General features: G+C 73.9%; 16 protein-coding genes and 3 riboswitches. Of the genes, 11 read left to right on the top strand and 5 right to left on the bottom strand.

Features of this window, described 5'->3' with window-relative positions; all coding sequences use genetic code 11:
* Positions 1-2: 2 nt before the first annotated feature.
* The 4 genes from nadC to M1D46_RS12625 all read right to left on the bottom strand — a co-directional run bounded on the left by nadC (position 3) and on the right by M1D46_RS12625 (position 4,382).
* Entirely contained in the window at positions 3-854 is an 852-nt protein-coding gene (nadC, locus tag M1D46_RS12640; protein ID WP_456285694.1) for a carboxylating nicotinate-nucleotide diphosphorylase, read from the bottom strand.
* The gene (gene nadB / locus M1D46_RS12635; protein ID WP_456285693.1) at positions 848-2,365 is read right to left on the bottom strand and encodes an L-aspartate oxidase; all 1,518 of its coding nucleotides are present in this window, start codon (positions 2,363-2,365) and stop codon (positions 848-850) included. Before nadB ends, nadC begins: the two co-directional genes overlap by 7 nt.
* Complete coding sequence (gene nadA, locus M1D46_RS12630; RefSeq protein ID WP_282979524.1) at positions 2,362-3,693, bottom strand: quinolinate synthase NadA; 1,332 nt, start codon at positions 3,691-3,693, stop codon at positions 2,362-2,364. The genes nadB and nadA overlap by 4 nt, the downstream gene beginning before the upstream one ends.
* 83 nt (positions 3,694-3,776) lie before the next feature.
* Positions 3,777-4,382, bottom strand: coding sequence for an NUDIX hydrolase (locus M1D46_RS12625; RefSeq protein ID WP_324014856.1), 606 nt, complete (start codon positions 4,380-4,382; stop codon positions 3,777-3,779).
* 151 nt (positions 4,383-4,533) lie between these two features.
* Positions 4,534-4,629: riboswitch (TPP riboswitch) on the top strand.
* On the opposite strand from M1D46_RS12625, the gene thiM reads away from it, so the two are divergent.
* The 7 genes from thiM (at position 4,621) to gcvP (ending at position 13,677) form a co-directional block, all read left to right on the top strand.
* Complete coding sequence (thiM, locus tag M1D46_RS12620; RefSeq protein ID WP_271173694.1) at positions 4,621-5,454, top strand: hydroxyethylthiazole kinase; 834 nt, start codon at positions 4,621-4,623, stop codon at positions 5,452-5,454. (Overlaps the previous riboswitch by 9 nt.)
* The gene (gene thiE / locus M1D46_RS12615; protein ID WP_271173693.1) at positions 5,451-6,122 is read left to right on the top strand and encodes a thiamine phosphate synthase; all 672 of its coding nucleotides are present in this window, start codon (positions 5,451-5,453) and stop codon (positions 6,120-6,122) included. The genes thiM and thiE overlap by 4 nt, the downstream gene beginning before the upstream one ends.
* Entirely contained in the window at positions 6,119-7,627 is a 1,509-nt protein-coding gene (gene thiD, locus M1D46_RS12610) for a bifunctional hydroxymethylpyrimidine kinase/phosphomethylpyrimidine kinase (protein WP_456285692.1), read from the top strand. Before thiE ends, thiD begins: the two co-directional genes overlap by 4 nt.
* 27 nt (positions 7,628-7,654) lie before the next feature.
* Positions 7,655-7,745, top strand: a riboswitch (glycine riboswitch).
* Positions 7,746-7,838: riboswitch (glycine riboswitch) on the top strand.
* Positions 7,839-7,885: 47 nt separating this feature from the next.
* On the top strand, positions 7,886-9,313 hold the full coding sequence (locus tag M1D46_RS12605; RefSeq protein WP_456285691.1) for an L-serine ammonia-lyase: 1,428 nt from the start codon (positions 7,886-7,888) through the stop codon (positions 9,311-9,313).
* Positions 9,314-9,323: 10 nt separating this feature from the next.
* Positions 9,324-10,454 carry a glycine cleavage system aminomethyltransferase GcvT gene (gene gcvT, locus M1D46_RS12600; RefSeq protein ID WP_456285690.1) on the top strand — a complete coding sequence of 377 codons (1,131 nt, stop codon included), beginning with the start codon at positions 9,324-9,326 and terminating at the stop codon, positions 10,452-10,454.
* Positions 10,451-10,831, top strand: a complete 381-nt coding sequence (gene gcvH, locus M1D46_RS12595) for a glycine cleavage system protein GcvH (protein WP_271173689.1) — start codon at positions 10,451-10,453, stop codon at positions 10,829-10,831. Before gcvT ends, gcvH begins: the two co-directional genes overlap by 4 nt.
* A gap of 65 nt (positions 10,832-10,896) precedes the next feature.
* The gene (gcvP, locus tag M1D46_RS12590; protein WP_456287168.1) at positions 10,897-13,677 is read left to right on the top strand and encodes an aminomethyl-transferring glycine dehydrogenase; all 2,781 of its coding nucleotides are present in this window, start codon (positions 10,897-10,899) and stop codon (positions 13,675-13,677) included.
* A 119-nt stretch (positions 13,678-13,796) separates the two neighbouring features.
* On the opposite strand, the gene M1D46_RS12585 is transcribed toward gcvP, so the two are convergent.
* Positions 13,797-14,276, bottom strand: a complete 480-nt coding sequence (locus tag M1D46_RS12585; RefSeq protein ID WP_271172171.1) for an NUDIX hydrolase — start codon at positions 14,274-14,276, stop codon at positions 13,797-13,799.
* Between the two features lie 49 nt (positions 14,277-14,325).
* Between M1D46_RS12585 and M1D46_RS12580 the strand changes: the two genes are divergently transcribed.
* From M1D46_RS12580 to M1D46_RS12565, 4 genes are all read left to right on the top strand, one after another.
* On the top strand, positions 14,326-14,934 hold the full coding sequence (locus M1D46_RS12580; protein WP_456285689.1) for a GNAT family N-acetyltransferase: 609 nt from the start codon (positions 14,326-14,328) through the stop codon (positions 14,932-14,934).
* Positions 14,931-15,398 carry a GNAT family N-acetyltransferase gene (locus M1D46_RS12575; RefSeq protein WP_456285688.1) on the top strand — a complete coding sequence of 156 codons (468 nt, stop codon included), beginning with the start codon at positions 14,931-14,933 and terminating at the stop codon, positions 15,396-15,398. Before M1D46_RS12580 ends, M1D46_RS12575 begins: the two co-directional genes overlap by 4 nt.
* Positions 15,395-15,814: a GNAT family acetyltransferase gene (locus tag M1D46_RS12570; RefSeq protein WP_456283436.1), complete on the top strand. Its 420-nt coding sequence runs from the start codon at positions 15,395-15,397 to the stop codon at positions 15,812-15,814. Before M1D46_RS12575 ends, M1D46_RS12570 begins: the two co-directional genes overlap by 4 nt.
* Before the next feature lie 212 nt (positions 15,815-16,026).
* Positions 16,027-16,866 (top strand): hypothetical protein, encoded by an 840-nt coding sequence (locus M1D46_RS12565; protein ID WP_456285687.1) that lies wholly within the window; start codon positions 16,027-16,029, stop codon positions 16,864-16,866.
* Positions 16,867-16,881: the final 15 nt, after the last annotated feature.

Here is a 16,881-nt window from a genome sequence, read left to right as displayed (position 1 = left end):
GCTCAGCTCACGCGCATGTCGAGACCGAGGTCGAGCGCGCGGGCGGAGTGCGTCAGCGCGCCGACCGAGATGACGTCGACGCCCGTCTCGGCGATGCCCCGCACCGTGCCGAGGTCGACGCCGCCCGACGCCTCGACGATCGCTCGCCCGCCGACGATCCCGACGCCGCGACGGAGGTCGTCGAGAGAGAAGTTGTCGAGCATGATCGTGTCGACTCCGGCCGCGAGCACGGGCTCGATCTGGTCGATGCGATCGACCTCGACCTCGACGTGCGCCGTGTGCGGCAGACGCGCGATGCCCGCGCGGAGGGCGGTCGTCAGGTCGGCGCCGCCGGCCTGGAGCACGGCGAGATGGTTGTCCTTCGCCATGACCGCGTCCGACAGCGAGTGCCGGTGGTTGTGCCCTCCGCCGCAGCGGACGGCATGCCGCTCGAACGCGCGGAGCCCCGGCGTCGTCTTCCGGGTGTCGACGATCCGCGCGCGCGTGCCCGCCACCTCGGCGACGAATCGCGCCGTGAGCGTCGCGACGCCCGACATCCGCTGGGTGAAGTTCAGGCCGATGCGCTCTGCGGTGAGCACCGCGCGGGCCGGCCCGGCGACGGTCGCGAGCACGTCGCCCGCGGCGAAGGGCGCGCCGTCCGCCACGTGGAGGTCGACCTCGGTCGCGCGATCCGTGAGGGCGAACGCCGCCCGGAAGACCTCGCCTCCGCTGAACACGCCGTCCTCGCGCGCGACGAGCGATGCCTGCGCGTGAGCGGATGCGGGAAGGAACGCCTCGCTCGTGAGGTCGCCCCACGGCGCGTCCTCCTCGAGGGCGGCGCGGACGGTGCGCTCGATCGTCGACGCCGTCAGCATGCGGCACCCGCTGAGACGAGTTCGCGCGCGTGCGCGGACGCGTCGTCGGTGCGGAAATGCGACCCCACCGAGCCGGGCCGGGCGAGGGCGGCGCTCGCCGCGGCGAGGCCCACGCGCACGAGCCCCGCGTCCTCGTGCGCGGCGACCGTCTGCGGACGGGGGAGGGCGTCCTGCCACGCGGCGAGCACGGCCACGGCGTGCGCGAGGCCCGCGCCGTCGCGGAGGAGCCCCACGTGATCCCACATGAGCCGCTGCAGGGCGGCGCGCGAGAAGGGCGGGACGGCGGCGAGCTCCGACGGCGACTCCGGGCCGGGCGCGGAGGGGAGCGCGGGCGCCGCATCGACCTCGGCCGCGAGGATGGCCGCGGCCGCGCGCGCGGCGAAGACCGCGCCCTCGAGAAGGGAGTTGGAAGCGAGGCGGTTGGCGCCGTGCACGCCCGTGCGCGCGCACTCGCCGACGGCGAGGAGGCCGGCCAGGCTCGTGCGCCCGTCGAGGTCGGTCGCGATCCCGCCCATGAGGTAGTGGGCGGCCGGCGCGACGGGGATCGGGTGCGCGGCCCAGTCGAGCCCGCGCCCGGCGAGCGCCCTCGCGATCGTCGGGAAGCGCGCCTCGAGTCGCCGACGGCCGATGCGCGTCGCGTCCAGGAGCACGGGGCGCCCGCCCTGCTCCGCCATCCGCCGGGCGATCGATCGCGCGACGACATCGCGCGGCGCGAGCTCGCCGTCGGGGTGGTCGTCGAGCACGAAGCGCCGTCCGTCGAGGTCGATGAGGTCGGCGCCCTCGCCGCGCACCGCCTCGGAGACGAGGAACGGCGCGCCCTCGGCGAGCACGGTGGGGTGGAACTGCGCGAACTCGAGATCGACGACCGCGGCCCCCGCCCGCAGGGCGGCCGCGATGCCGTCGCCGGTCACGACGTCGGGGTTGGTGGTGCGCGCCCACAGCCGCCCCGCTCCGCCGGTCGCGAGCACGACGGCATCCGCCCGGAGCGCCTCAGGGCGCCCGTCGGCGAGCAGCTCGACTCCCGCGACGCGTCCGTCCTCCACGAGGAGGCCGGCGAGGAGCGTCCGCTCGCGAAGGCGGACGCCCGCCTCGAGCGCGGCCGCGATGAGCGCGATCTCGATCGCGAGGCCCGTCGCGTCTCCGCCCGCGTGGAGGATGCGCGGATGCGCGTGCGCGGCCTCGAGTCCTCGCGCCAGTGCGCCCGAGGTGTCTCGGTCGAACGCGACGCCGAGGTCCATGAGCTCGCGCACGCGCGCCGGCCCCTCCGACACGAGCACGTCGACCGCCGCGGGGTCGCACAGGCCGGCGCCCGCGGCGAGCGTGTCGGCCGCGTGGCTCTCGACGCTGTCATCGGGGAAGAGCGCGGCCGCGATGCCGCCCTGCGCGTGCCGCGTGCTGCCGTCGGCCATCCCCGCCTTCGTGACCAGCTGCACATCCGCCCCGCCGCGCGCGAGGTGCAGCGCCGTCGCGAGGCCCGCGACGCCGCTTCCGACGACGATGACCCCGGTCATGCGCGCGCGCCTCCCGTCGGCAGGGGCTTGGCCGCGAGCATCCGCTCGAGCGCGACGCGCGCCGGGTCCGCCACCGCGTCGTCGACGCCGATCCGGTTGACCACGCGACCCGCGACGAGCTCCTCGAGCACCCACGCGAGGTAGCCGGGGTGGATGCGGTACATCGTCGAGCAGGGGCACACGACGGGGTCGAGGCAGAAGATCGTGTGCTGCGGGTGCTCGGCGGCGAGCCGGCGCACGAGGTTGATCTCGGTGCCGATCGCGAACGTGGTCGGCTCGGTCGCCGCCTCGATCGCCTTGCGGATGTAGTCGGTCGATCCCGCCTCGTCGGCGGCGTCGACGACGGGCATGGGGCACTCCGGATGCACGATGACGCGCACGCCCGGATGCTCGGCGCGCGCGGTCTCGATCTGGTCGACCGTGAAGCGGCGGTGCACGGAGCAGAAGCCGTGCCAGAGGATGACCTCGGCGTCGCGCAGCGTCTCCTCGGACGACCCGCCGTACGGCGCGCGAGGGTTCCACAGCGGCATGCGCTCGAGCGGCACGCCCATCGCCTTGGCGGTGTTGCGCCCGAGGTGCTGGTCGGGGAAGAAGAGCACGCGGCGCCCGCGGGCGAACGCCCACTCGAGCACGGTGCGCGCGTTGGACGACGTGCACACGATGCCGCCGTTGCGGCCGACGAAGCCCTTGATCGCCGCGGAGGAGTTCATGTAGGTCACCGGGACGACCGGCACGCGGCCGTCCGCGTCCGGCACGTCGAGCGGGCCGTACACGTCCGCGAGCTGCTCCCAGCACTCCTCGACCTGGTCGATGTCGGCCATGTCGGCCATCGAGCAGCCTGCGGCGAGGTTCGGCAGGATGACGGACTGCTCCGGGCGGGACAGCATGTCGGCGGTCTCGGCCATGAAGTGCACGCCGCAGAAGACGATCGCCTCGGCCTCGGGGTGCGCCTTCGCCGCGCCCGCGAGCTGGAACGAGTCGCCCACGTAGTCGGCGTGCTGGACGACCTCGTCGCGCTGGTAGAAGTGGCCGAGGACCACGACGCGGTCGCCGAGCGCCGCCTTCGCCGCCCGGATGCGATCGTGCAGCTCGGCTTCCGGGGCCTCGCGGTAGGCGCGGGGGAGCTCGCCCTGCCGCGGGGCGTCGGTCGGGATCACGTCGCCCATCGAGGCGCCGGGGCCGTACCCGGCGACGGCGTCGAAGCTCCAGGGCCCCGCCGCGAGGTCGGTCGAGCACGTCGAGCCTGCGGCGCCGCCCGAGACGATCGCCTGGATCTCGTGATCGACGCTCGCGTCGCGGGCGGTGAGGGTGATGCTGGTCGCGGCCATGGGGACCCCTGTTCGTGTCGATTCGACTCTAAGTCGTCGACACCACTTTAAGTCAGGTTGACCACAAAGGCGAGCGGGGCTCCTCAGGCCGGTCCGAGCGGCCCGCGATCGGCGAGCTCGACCTCCGAGTTGTAGCGGTAAAGGCGCGCCGGGCGATGCTTGCCGGTGCGGAACGACTCGGTCGGGAGGAGCGCCTCGGAGCCCTCGAGGAGGCGGCGGAAGTTCGACGGGTCGAGGCGGCGCCCGAGCACGGCCTCGTAGACCTCCCGCAGCTCGGTCAGCGTGAACTCGTCGGGCAGGAGGCCGTGCGCGATCCGGCTGTAGCCGACCTTGTTGCGCAGCCGCCACACGGCGTAGTCGACGATCCGGTTGTGGTCGAAGGCGAGCGCCGGCAGGTCGTCCACGTCGAACCACTCGACGTTCTCCGGCGCGTCCTCCGCGGCGCGCTGCGCATCCACGAGGTCCGAGCGCAGGAGCGCCCAGTAGACGACCGACACGACGCGCGTGGGGGAGCGGTCGACGTCGCCGAAGGCGTAGAGCTGCTCGAGGTAGCTCGGGCTGAGCGCGGTCGTCTCGGCGAGCGTGCGGGCGGCGGCGTCGTCGAGCCCCTCCCGCTCGTCGAGCCATCCGCCCGGGAGCGCCCACGCGCCCTCGAACGGCTCCCGCGTGCGGCGCACGAGCGGGATCATGAGCGCGTCGGCCCCGGGCCGCGAGCGCAGCGAGAAGATCACGGTCGAGACGGCGACGCGGATGCCGGCGCTCTCGGTCGCGGAAGGGGAGGTCACCCTTCGAGCGTAGGCGACCCGGCGCGCGGGCCATCGCGGACCCGCTATGCTCGCTCGCAGTGACACGGGGTGTCCCCATCCGGGACTGAGATCACACCCGTATGCACCTGATCTCGTTAGGACGAGCGGAGGGATGTCGCTGATGAGTGACGCGCACCTGTCGGTATCCGATGGCCCCGGGGCCGTGCTGTCGAGACTGCGCGAGACCGCGCCGCTCGTGCAGTGCATCACGAACTCCGTGGTCGTGAACGTCACGGCCAACGCGCTGCTCGCGGTGGGCGCGGCGCCCGTGATGGCCGACATCCCCGAGGAGGCCGGGGAGTGCGCGGCGTTCGCGTCGGCGCTCCTGGTCAACCTCGGGACGCCGACCGCCGAGCAGCGCGCGGCGATGACCGCCGCGGTCGCCGCGGCACGCGCTTCCGGCACGCCGTGGGTCCTCGATCCCGTGGGCGTGGGCGCCCTCGGCCTGCGCACCGGCGTCGCGCGCGACCTGCTCGCGCACCGGCCGACCGTGATCCGCGGCAACGCCTCGGAGGTGCTCGCGCTCGCGGGCGCCGGCTCGGGCGGGCGCGGGGTCGATGCGGCCGACGAGGTCGATGCGGCGCTCGACGCCGCCCGCGCGCTCGCCGAGCGCACGGGCGCGGTCGTCGCGGTGTCGGGCGCGGTCGACGCGGTCACCGACGGCGCGCGCACGGAGCGCATCGCGGGCGGGAGCGCGCTCCTCACCCGCATGACGGGAGGCGGCTGCTCGCTCGGAGCGGTCGTGGCCGCCTGTGTCGCGGCGGCGGATGGCCCGGATGCCGCGTTCGCGGGCACGATCGCGGCGCACGCCGTCTACGCGGCCGCCTCCGAGCGCGCGGCGGCCGTCGCGACGGGCCCCGGCTCGTTCGCGGTGGCGTTCCTCGACGCGCTCGCGGAGGTGGATGCGGTCGACGTTTCCGCGCCCGAGCGCTTCGCGACGGAGGTGCCGGCATGACCGCGCGACCTCTCGACCTCTCCCTCTACCTCGTCGCGGACGCCGCGACGATCACCGGCCGCTCGCTCGTCGACGTCGTCGCCCAGGCGGTCGACGGAGGGGCATCGACCGTGCAGATCCGCGGCAAGGACCTGTCCGCCGCCGATCTCCTCGCCCTCGTCGAGGCCGCTGCCGCGCACACGCGCGGTCGTGCGACGCTGCTCGTGAACGACCGCGTCGACGTGTACCTCGCGGCACGGGCCGCGGGCGCCGCGGTCGACGGGGTGCACATCGGGCAGACCGACCTGCCGGCCGACCGCGTGCGCGGCCTCGTGGGCGACGACGCGATCATCGGCCTGAGCGCGAGCCTGCCGCGCCAGCTCGAGGCGCTGCGGCGCCTCCCCGCCGGCACGGTCGACTACCTGGGCGTGGGCGCGGTGCGCGCCACCCCGACGAAGAAGGACCATCCGACTCCGATCGGATGGACCGGATTCGCGGCCTTCGCCGAGCTCGCGCACGAGTTCCCGTGCGTCGCGATCGGCGGCGTCGGCCCGGGCGACGCACGCGACGCGCGGCGCGCGGGCGCCGCCGGGATCGCGGTCGTCCGCGCCATCTGCTCGGCGGAGTTCCCCGCCGCGGCGGCGGCCGCGCTGCGGTTCGAGTGGGCGGACGCCGAGGTCGTCGCATGACCGCCGTGCCGAACATCCTCGCGATCGCCGGCTCCGACCCGTCGGGAGGGGCGGGCATCCAGGCCGACCTCAAGTCGATCGCCGCGTGCGGCGGCTACGGCATGGCCGCGATCACGGCGCTCACCGCCCAGAGCACGCAGGGTGTCTCGGGCGTGCACGTGCCGCCCGCGTCGTTCCTGCGCGAGCAGCTCGACGCGCTCGCGGCCGACATCCGCATCGACGCCGTCAAGATCGGCATGCTCGGCACAGCGGAGATCGTCGCTGTCGTGGCGGACTGGCTGCGCGGCCTCGACACGCGCCCGCCGGTGGTCCTGGATCCCGTCATGATCGCCACGAGCGGGGATCGCCTCATCGACGCCGAGGCCGAGCGCGCGCTGCACGATCTCCTGTCGCTCGCCGACGTCGTGACGCCGAACCTCCCGGAGCTGGCCGTGCTCACCGGTTTCTCGGCCATCGGATCGTGGACGGACGCGCTCGCGCAGGCGGCCGCGCTCGCCCGTCGGCACGGCGTGCTCGTGCTCGCGAAGGGCGGGCACCTCGACAGCCCGGCGTGCCCGGACGCGCTGGTGGGGCCGGATGGCCTCATCGCCGAGTTCTCGGACGCGCGGATCGAGACCACCGCCACGCACGGCACGGGGTGCTCCCTCTCCGCGGCGCTCGCCACGCTCCGCGCGCGCGAGGGCGACTGGACCTGGGCGGCGCGCCTCGCCCGCGGATGGCTGCGCGACGCGATCGCGTCGGGCTCCGAGCTCGAGGTGGGCCGCCCGGGAGGTCACGGCCCGCTCCACCATCTCGCGGGCCTGTGGCGGACGAGAGGCCTCCCGCGCCGCGACGCCGAGCTCGACGCCTGGTGGGAGGACATCGCGCCGCTGCGCGCCGGCATCGACGACGTGTGGTTCGTGCGCGCGCTCGCGGACGGCTCGCTCGATCGGGACGACTTCGCGCACTACCTCGCGCAGGACTCGCTGTACCTGCGCACGTACGCGCGCGTGCTGAGCCGGGCCGCGGAGCTCGCGCCGACGCTCGAGGAGCAGGCCTTCTGGGCGGCATCCGCGCACAGCTGCCTGGAGACGGAGCTCTCCCTGCACCGCGCCCCTCTGGACGATGCGCCGGCCGACGCCCCGGCGACGCCGTCCGCCGAGACCACGGCGTACCTGGATCATCTGCAGGCGGCGGCAGCGGCCGGCGACCACGCGGTGCTCGTCGCCGCGGTGCTCCCGTGCTTCTGGCTCTACCAGGACATCGGCGCGCGCCTCGCGGCCGCGAATCGCCCGGGCCATCCGTATGCCGACTGGCTCGAGATGTACGCATCCGACGCGTTCGACCTCGCGACGCGCGAGGCCATCCGCTGGACGCAGGAGCACGCCAGGGCCGCGGACGACGCGCGCCTCGCGCGCATGCGCACGGCCTTCGACGTGTCGGCCCGGCACGAGCTCGCGTTCTTCGCTCAGCGGCGCGATGCCGTCGCGCGGGAGCAGTCGCGGGCGGGTGCGGTCGCCGGGTAGGATCGGCACACACAACTGAACGACCGTCCACCCGTCACGGGAGAATGCCGCGCTCGCGCGGCTGCCGTAGGAGCAACCCCTCCCGGAATCTCTCAGGCCCACGTACCGTGGCGGCAGGTCACTCTGGAAAGCGGCGCACACGCGCCCGCCGACGGGGCAAGCGGAGCTTCGGCGCCGCGGAAACTCTCAGGCCTATGACAGAGCGGGAGGAACTCGGCGCACCCTCACGGCGAGGGTGCCGAAGACGGGAGTTCCTCGATGGTGCACACGACAGACGACGACGTCGGCCGTGCCGGAACCGCCCTCGGCGACCGGGCGCCGTTCGTCGGGGTCTTCGACCTCTTCACGATCGGCATCGGGCCGTCGAGCTCGCACACCGTGGGGCCGATGCGCGCGGCCGCGGCGTTCGCCGACGAGCTCGCCGAGCGGATCCCGCTCGTCGCGGCCCTCGAGGTCGAGCTGTTCGGCTCGCTCGCCGCCACGGGCGCCGGCCACGGGACGCTCACGGCCGTGCTCGTCGGCCTTGAGGGGTGTCGCCCTGACGTCGTGCGGGCCGACGAGGTGTCCGCTCGCGCGGCGCGCATCGAGCGCGACGGCGTCGTCCGCCTGGGCGGCACGGGGTCGGTCCCGCTGCGTGCGCGCGACATCCGCCTCGCGCCGCTCACCGTGCTCGCCCGCCATACGAACGCACTGCGCTTCACGGCGAAGGATGTCGCGGGTCGCACGCTCGCGCACGGCACGTGGTACTCGGTCGGCGGCGGATTCATCGTCCGCGAGGGCGAGGAGGCCGCGGCGTCCGAGACGCCCGTTCCGCATCCGTTCTCGACCGCGTCGGAGCTGCTCGCGATCTGCGCGGCCGAGCAGGCGGGCATCGCCGAGATCGCGCTGCGCAACGAGTGCGCACTGCGGTCCGCGCACGACGTCCGCGAGGGGGTCCTGAGGATCCGCGACGCGATGGACGAGTGCGTGGCGGCCGGCACGCGCGCCGACGGAGAGCTGCCAGGGGGCCTGCGCGTCCGTCGCCGCGCTCCACAGTGGCACGCACGGCTTCTCCAGGAGGACCCCGACCGCAGCCCCGCGTACGCCCAGGAGTGGGTGAACCTCGTCGCGCTCGCCGTGAACGAGGAGAACGCGGCGGGCGGACGGGTCGTCACCGCGCCGACGAACGGCGCCGCGGGCATCATCCCCGCCGTGCTGCACTACGCGACGCACTACACGCCCGCGGTCGCCGCGGGGAGGCACCGCGACGATGTGGCTGTCGAGTTCCTGCTGACGGCCGCGGCGATCGGCTCGATCTACAAGGCGCGCGCCTCGATCTCGGGCGCCGAGGTCGGCTGCCAGGGCGAGGTCGGCTCGGCGTCGTCGATGGCGGCGGGCGCTCTCGCGGCCGTGCTCGGCGGCACGCCGGAGCAGGTCGAGAACGCGGCCGAGATCGCGATGGAGCACAACCTCGGTCTCACGTGCGACCCGGTGGGCGGCCTCGTGCAGATCCCGTGCATCGAGCGCAACGCGATCGCCTCCGGAAAGGCGGTCAATGCCGCCAAGATGGCCATGTGGGGCGACGGGACGCACCGCGTCTCGCTCGACGCCGTCATCGAGACCATGCGGCAGACCGGCCGCGACATGAGCGACAAGTACAAGGAGACCGCGAGGGGCGGCCTGGCCGTCAACGTGGTCGAATGCTGAGGAGAACCGCGTGAGCACAGACGAATCGACCGCCTCCGCCTCGGAGGGCCTGCGGTGGTCGCCGCTGCAGGCGGAGCACGAGGCGCAGGGAGCGTCGTTCACCGACTTCGGCGGGTGGTGGATGCCCGTGCGCTACACGTCGGATCTCGCCGAGCATCGCGCCGTGCGCGAGGCGGCAGGGCTGTTCGACATCTCGCACATGGGCGAGATCCTCGTGCGCGGCGCGGGCGCCGGCGCGTTCCTCGACTACGCTCTCGCCGGGCGGCTGTCGGCCGTCGCGGTCGGCCGCGCGAAGTACACGATGATGCTCGCGGAGGACGGCGGCATCATCGACGACCTCGTCGTGTACCGGCTCTCCGACGACGAGTTCCTCATCATCGCCAACGCGGGCAACCGCCGCACCGTCGCCGCCGAGGTGTCGGCGCGCATCGCGGGATTCGACGCCGACCTCGAGGACGCCTCCGATCGCCTCGCGCTCATCGCCCTGCAGGGGCCGCGCGCCCAGGCCATCCTCGAGAGCGCGCCCGAGGTGGGCGGCTTCGGCCTGCCGCTCGACGAGCTGCGCAACTACGCGTGGACCGACGCGGAGTTCGCGGGCGCGCCGCTGCTCGTCGCGCGCACCGGCTACACGGGTGAGGACGGCTTCGAGCTCTGCATCGACGCCGACCGCGCCGTCGAGCTGTGGCGCGCGCTGCTCGCGGCCGGAGCGCCCCACGGCCTCGTGCCGGCCGGACTCGCCGCGCGCGACACGCTGCGTCTCGAGGCGGGCATGCCCCTGTACGGGCACGAGCTCGCGCGCGACATCTTCCCTTCGCAGGCCGGGCTCGGCCGCGTCGTCGCCGCCGACAAGGGCGACTTCGTGGGCGCGCGGGCGCTCGACGCGCGGCCGGGCGAGCGCGTGCTCGTCGGCCTCACGATGGAGGGCCGCCGCGCCGGGCGCGCGGGCTACGGCGTGTTCCGCGGCGACCACCAGGTCGGCGAGATCACGAGCGGCGCGCTCAGCCCGACCCTCGGCCATCCGATCGCCCTCGCGTACGTCGACCAGGAGGCCAGGGACGCCGACGACCTGACCGTCGACGTCCGCGGCACCCGCATCCCCGCCACCCCGACCACCCCGCCCTTCTACCGGAGGAAGAAATGACCGACCTCAACGCGCTGCTCTACACCGCCGAGCACGAGTGGATCCGCATCGACGGCGACATCGCCACGATCGGCGTCACCGACTACGCCGCCGAGCAGCTCGGCGACGTCGTCTTCGTTGACCTGCCCGCCGCCGACGCGTCCGTCGCCTCGGGCCAGGTCATGGGCGAGATCGAGTCCACCAAGTCCGTGTCCGAGCTGTACGCGCCCGTCGACGGGACGGTCGTCGAGGTCAACAGCGCGGTCGACGAGAACCCCGGGCTCGTGAACGAGTCGCCGTTCGAGGACGCGTGGCTCGTCCGCGTCCGCGTGACCGGCGACGTCGACGGCCTCCTCGATCGCGCCGCCTACGCCGCGCTCACGGGTGCCGAGGCGTGAGCGCCGCAGGCTTCGGAGCGTATGCCGCGCGCCACATCGGCACGACCGGCGCCGACCAGGAGCGGATGGCGGAGGTCATCGGCTTCGACGGCAGGGTCGACGCCGTCCTGTCGGCGGCCGTGCCCGCGGTCATCCGCGATCTCGGCTCCGCGGGCTCGGCCATCCCGCGCGAGGGCGTGTCGGAGGCGGCGGCGCTCGCCGAGCTCCGCTCGCTCGCCGCGCGCAACCGGGTGCTGGCCCCCATGATCGGGCTCGGCTACAGCGACACCCTCACGCCGTCGGTCATCCAGCGGAACGTGCTCGAGAACCCGTCCTGGTACACGGCGTACACGCCCTACCAGCCCGAGATCTCGCAGGGGCGCCTCGAGGCGCTGCTCAACTTCCAGACGATGGTCGCCGACCTCGCGGGGCTCCCGGTCGCGAACGCGTCGATGCTCGACGAGGCGACCGCCGCCGTCGAGGGCATGCTCGTGGCGCGCCGCGCGGTGCGCGGCGGCTCCGACGTGTTCGTCGTCGACGCCGACGCGCTCCCGCAGACGAAGGACGTGCTCCGCGTGCGCGCCGAGGCCGTGGGCATCGAGCTCGTGGAGCTCGACCTCGCGGGCGGCGCGGCGCTGCCCGAGTCGGTCTTCGGCGCCCTCATTCAGTACCCGGGCGCGTCGGGTCGCATCTGGAACCCGCAGGGCGTCATCGACGCCGTGCACGTCGCGGGCGGCCAGGCCGTCGTCGCGGCCGACCTGCTCGCGCTCACCCTCATCGCGTCGCCGGGCTCGCTCGGCGCCGACATCGTCGTGGGGTCGTCGCAGCGCTTCGGCGTGCCGCTCGGGTTCGGCGGCCCGCACGCAGGATTCATGGTCGTGCGCCAGGGCCTCGAGCGCCAGCTCCCTGGCCGGCTCGTGGGCGTCTCGAAGGACGCGGACGGGCAGCTCGCGTACCGGCTCGCCCTCCAGACGCGCGAGCAGCACATCCGCCGTGAGAAGGCGACGAGCAACATCTGCACCGCGCAGGTGCTCCTCGCCGTCATGGCGGCGATGTACGCCGTCTACCACGGGCCTGACGGCCTCCGGGAGATCGCGACCCGCGTGCATGAGAAGGCCGCCCAGCTGCGCGGATGGCTCGAGGACGCGGGCGCCGACGTGGTCGACGGCGCGTTCTTCGACACGCTCCGCGTGCGCGTGCCGGGCCGCGCGGACGCCGTCGTGGCGGCGGCGCACGACGCCGGCGTGCTCCTGCACCGCGTCGACGCCGACACCGTCGGCATCTCGGTCGGCGAGGCGACGACGTCGACGGAGCTCGCCGCGGTCGCGGGCGCCTTCGGGGGCGCGCGCGGCGAGGGGGCGGGCGCCGTCGCGATCCCGCAGGAGCTCGTCCGGACGGAGCCGTTCCTCACGCACCCCGTGTTCTCGAGCCACCGCTCCGAGACGGCGATGATGCGCTACCTCAAGCGCCTCGCCGACAAGGACTACGCGCTCGACCGCGGCATGATCCCGCTCGGCTCGTGCACGATGAAGCTCAATGCCGCGACCGCCATGGCCGCGATCACGTGGCCGGAGTTCGGGCGCATCCACCCGTTCGCGCCGCGGGAGGACGTGACCGGCTACCTCGAGCTCATCGATCAGCTCGAGGGCTGGCTCGCCGATCTCACCGGGTACGACGCCGTCTCGCTCCAGCCGAACGCCGGGTCCCAGGGCGAGCTCGCCGGCCTCCTCGCCATCCGCGGGTACCACCGCTCGCGTGGCGATGTGCACCGCGACGTGTGCCTCATCCCGTCCTCCGCGCACGGCACGAACGCGGCGTCCGCCGTGCTCGCGGGCATGCGCGTGGTCGTCGTCGCGTGCGACGAGGCCGGCAACGTCGACCTCGACGACCTGCGCGCGAAGATCGCGCAGCACGCCGATGCGCTCGCCGCGCTCATGATCACGTACCCGTCGACGCACGGGGTGTACGAGCACGACGTGCTCGAGATCACCGCGGCCGTCCACGATGCGGGCGGCCAGGTCTACATCGACGGCGCGAACCTGAACGCGCTGCTCGGGCACGCGCGGTTCGGCGACCTCGGCGGCGACGTCTCGCACCTCAACCTGCACAAGACGTTCGCGATCCCGCACGGCGGCGGCGGGCCGGGCGTCGGCCCGGTCGCGGCGAAGGCGCATCTCGCGCCGTTCCTGCCCTCGCACGCCCTCGCGCAGGGCGACGGCGACACCGAGGGGATCGGCCCCGTGTCGGCCGCGCCGTACGGGTCGGCCGGCATCCTGCCGATCTCGTGGGCGTACGTGCGCATGATGGGCCTCGAGGGGCTCACGCAGGCCACCGACGCGGCGGTCGTGGCGGCGAACTACGTCGCCGCGCGCCTCGCCGACCACTATCCCGTGCTCTACACGGGCGAGCAGGGCCGCGTCGCGCACGAGTGCATCCTCGACCTCCGGCCGCTCAAGGCCGAGACCGGGGTGAGCGTGGACGACGTGGCCAAGCGCCTCATCGACTACGGCTTCCATGCGCCCACCATGTCGTTCCCGGTGGCGGGCACGCTCATGGTCGAGCCGACCGAGTCGGAGGACCTCGCCGAGCTCGACCGCTTCGTCGACGCGATGATCGCGATCCGCGCCGAGGCGCAGCGCGTGGGCGCGGGGGAGTGGCCCGTGGAGGACAACCCGCTCGTGAACGCCCCGCACACCGCCGCGGCCGCGATCGCCGGCGAGTGGGACCATCCGTACACGCGTGAGACCGCGGTCTACCCCGCGGGAGTCGGCTCGGCGAAGTACTGGCCGCCCGTGCGCCGCATCGACCAGGCCTACGGCGACCGCAACCTCGTGTGCGCGTGCCCGCCGATCGAGGCGTTCGCCTAGGAGCACCGGTCGTCGAGACTAGTGCCCGTCGTCGAGGCTAGCGCTCCCCGCGCCGGTCTCGACGACGGGCGCTAGTCCGACGGATGGGACGGGACGGGGCGGGCCAGGGCGGGGCGGGATCAGGTCTCGAAGCGCGCGTGGGGATGGCCGGCGGCGGCCATCCGGATCCGCTCGCGCATCTCGGCGTCGACGTCGCCCAGATCGTCGAGTCGGCGCCACATCGCCTCGGTGTTCTCGCCGTCTTCCGGGTGCGGCTCGCCGGAGACGTAGCGGCAGCGGAAGACGAGGTCGAGGTACTGCGCCTGGTCGCCGTTCGCGTACGTCATCGGCCGCGTCGCGTGGACCCACGCGAGCGACTCGGCCTCGGCGACGACGGCGGCCTCCTCGAGCACCTCGCGCACGGCCGACACCGCGGGCTCCTCCCCGGGATCGACGATGCCCGTGACCGGCGTGAGGCGCGCGTTGTCCGCGCGCCGGACGAGCAGCACCTCGCGCTCTGCGCCGTCGCCGCGCAGCACGACCGCGGTCACGCCCGTGAGCCACAGGGGGTCGGTCCCGATCCTCTCGCGCAGTCGCAGGATGAAGTCGGGGGTCGCCATGAGGCGATCCTATGCGGGCGGATGTCGCGGCGACCGATAGCGTGGATCGGTGGACTTCGCTGCGAACCCCGTGCTCGAGAACGACATCGTCCGTCTGGAGCCGCTGAGCTCCGCGCATCACGACGACCTGACGGCGGCTGTCGCGGAGGGCGACCTCTGGCGGACCTGGTACACGCGCATCCCCTCGCCCGACGGGGTCGCCGCGGAGATCGACCGGCGGCTCGGGGAGCAGGCGGCCGGGCGGATGGCGCCCTGGGCCGTCGTGGATGCCCGGACGGGGCGCGCGCTCGGCATGACGACCTACTGCAACATCGACGCGCCGAACCGCCGCGTCGAGATCGGGTACACGTGGCTCGCGCGCTCGGCGCAGGGGACCGGCGTGAATCCAGCCGCGAAGCTGCTGCTGCTCGAGCGCGCGTTCGACGAGCTCGACTGCGTGTGCGTGCAGTTCTGCACCCACTGGCACAACCAGCAGTCGCGCGCCGCCATCGCCCGTCTCGGCGCCCGCCAGGACGGCGTGCTGCGGGCCCACGCGATCTTCCCCGACGGGCACGTGCGCGACACCGTGGTCTTCTCGATCCTGCCGCACGAGTGGGCGGCCGTGCGGCTCGGCCTCGAGGCGCGACTCGAGCGGCACCGGGAGGCGGCTCGCGCATGACCGCTCTCGTCCCGATGGCGGCCGCCGACTCGGGCGACGTCGAGGCGTTCCTGCGCCTGGTCGACCTCACGACGAGCGGCCTCGACGCTCCGTCGGTGCGCCTCTGGTTGCGTCGCGACGCCGCCGGCCGCATCGTCGAGACGACCGGCTACGAGGCGAGCGCCGACGGCCGCCACGCGCTCATCCGCAGCGTCGCCGTGCATCCGGATGGCCGCGCGGCCGGCACGGGGACGTCTCTCGCGCGCTTCGCGCTCGCGCGGGCGGCGGAGGCGGGTGCCACGACGGCGTGGCTGTTCTCCCGCCGGTCCGGGCCGTTCTGGCGGAAGCTCGGGTTCGTCCCGGCCGATCGGGAGGAGCTGGCAGCGGCCCTTGCCGACACGCACCAGGTGCGCCTCTTCCGCGAGACGGGGCAGCTCGATCGCGAGGTGGCCTGGTCGCGGTCGCTCGCGGAGCTCGCATCGTGAGCATCGCCATCCGCCCGCTCGTGGATGCGGACGTCGAGCCGGTCGTGGCGCTGTGGACGGCGGCCGGGCTCACTCGGCCCTGGAACGACCCGCGCAAGGACATCCGCCGCGCTCGGGAGGTCTGGCCGGAGCTGCTTCTCGTGGCAGACGACGACGGCGCGGTCGTCGGCACGGTGATGGCGGGCTACGACGGGCACCGCGGCTGGCTCTCGTACCTCGCGAGCGCCCGTCGCGGCGAGGGGATCGGCCGCGCGCTCGTGGCGGAGGCCGAGCGACGGCTCCTCGCGCTCGGATGCCCCAAGGTCATGCTGATGGTCCGTGCGGAGAACCGCGGCGTCATCGACTACTACGCGGAGCTCGAGTACGCCCGCGACGACGTCGCCGTCCTCGGCAAGCGCCTGATCCCGGACGTGTAGCGGCGCCCGGCGCGTCCCCTCACTCGTGAGACTAGCTCTCGTCGCCCAGACTGCTGCCCGGAGCACCGGTCTCGACGACCGGCGCTAGTCCCAAGGCGGCAGGGGGGCGGAGCGCGGCGACGGTGCGTGCACAGGCCGACCTGTTCCGCGTGTCTGCTCCAGAAGACGATCGACGTCGCACGCTCGTGGAGCCGCTTCGCGAGGCTGGAGCCATGGCCGACCGCGACGAGCTGCATAGGACTGGGCGCGACGCCAGCCTGCGGGCACTGCGCCGGCAGGTGGGGCAGACCGTGCCGATGCGACGCGGGCTGCACGTCGCGGCCGACGACTGGACGCGGCTCGCCCCGTATGAGCGGTATGCGCGGAGGGTCAGCGCGGCCGTCTCGGCGTTGCGCGATCCCGTGCTGTGCTTCGAGTCGGCTGCCGTGCGACATGCCCTCCCTGTGTTCGGCGAGCCGCGCGACATCCATCTGCTGCATATGGGCCGAGGGCATTCGTATCGACGGGGAGACGTTCTCGCCCACACGAGCATGGCGGAGCGGGAGATCGTCCGGGTCGACGGCGTGCGGATGACGTCGAAGCTCGAGACCGCGATCGACCTCGCGCGCGTGCTGCCTCTCGCGTTCGGCGTTGCGGTCGTCGACGCCGCGCTACGGTCAGGACTGACGTCGGACGACCTCGAGCGGCGCATCCGCGAGCTGCCGAACCGGCGCGGCGCTCGCCTCGGCCGCGCTGCCCTGAAGGCGGCCGACGCGAGATCGGAGTCGGTCCTCGAGAGCGTCAGCCGCGTGGTCCTGGAGCTCCTCGGGTTCGAGTCGCCCGAACCGCAGGTCGAGTTCGTCGTCAACGGGAGAGTTCGCCGGGTCGACGCGTGGTGGAGGTCCGTCCGGGTCATCGGCGAAGCCGACGGGCGCGCGAAGTACGCGCAGCCGACGGACTCGTCGACCGCGCTCGTGCTGCGTGAGGAACGGCGCCGGGAGAACGCGCTCCAGATCGCGGCAGGGCGGGTGATCCGATGGGAATGGTCAGACGTCGTGCGCGACGGGCACTAGTCTCACCGAGGCCGG

The organism is Microbacterium sp. JZ70 (genome assembly GCF_053903225.1).
The sequence above is the reverse complement of the archived record's forward strand: the minus strand, read 5'-3'. Positions and strand labels throughout refer to the sequence as shown.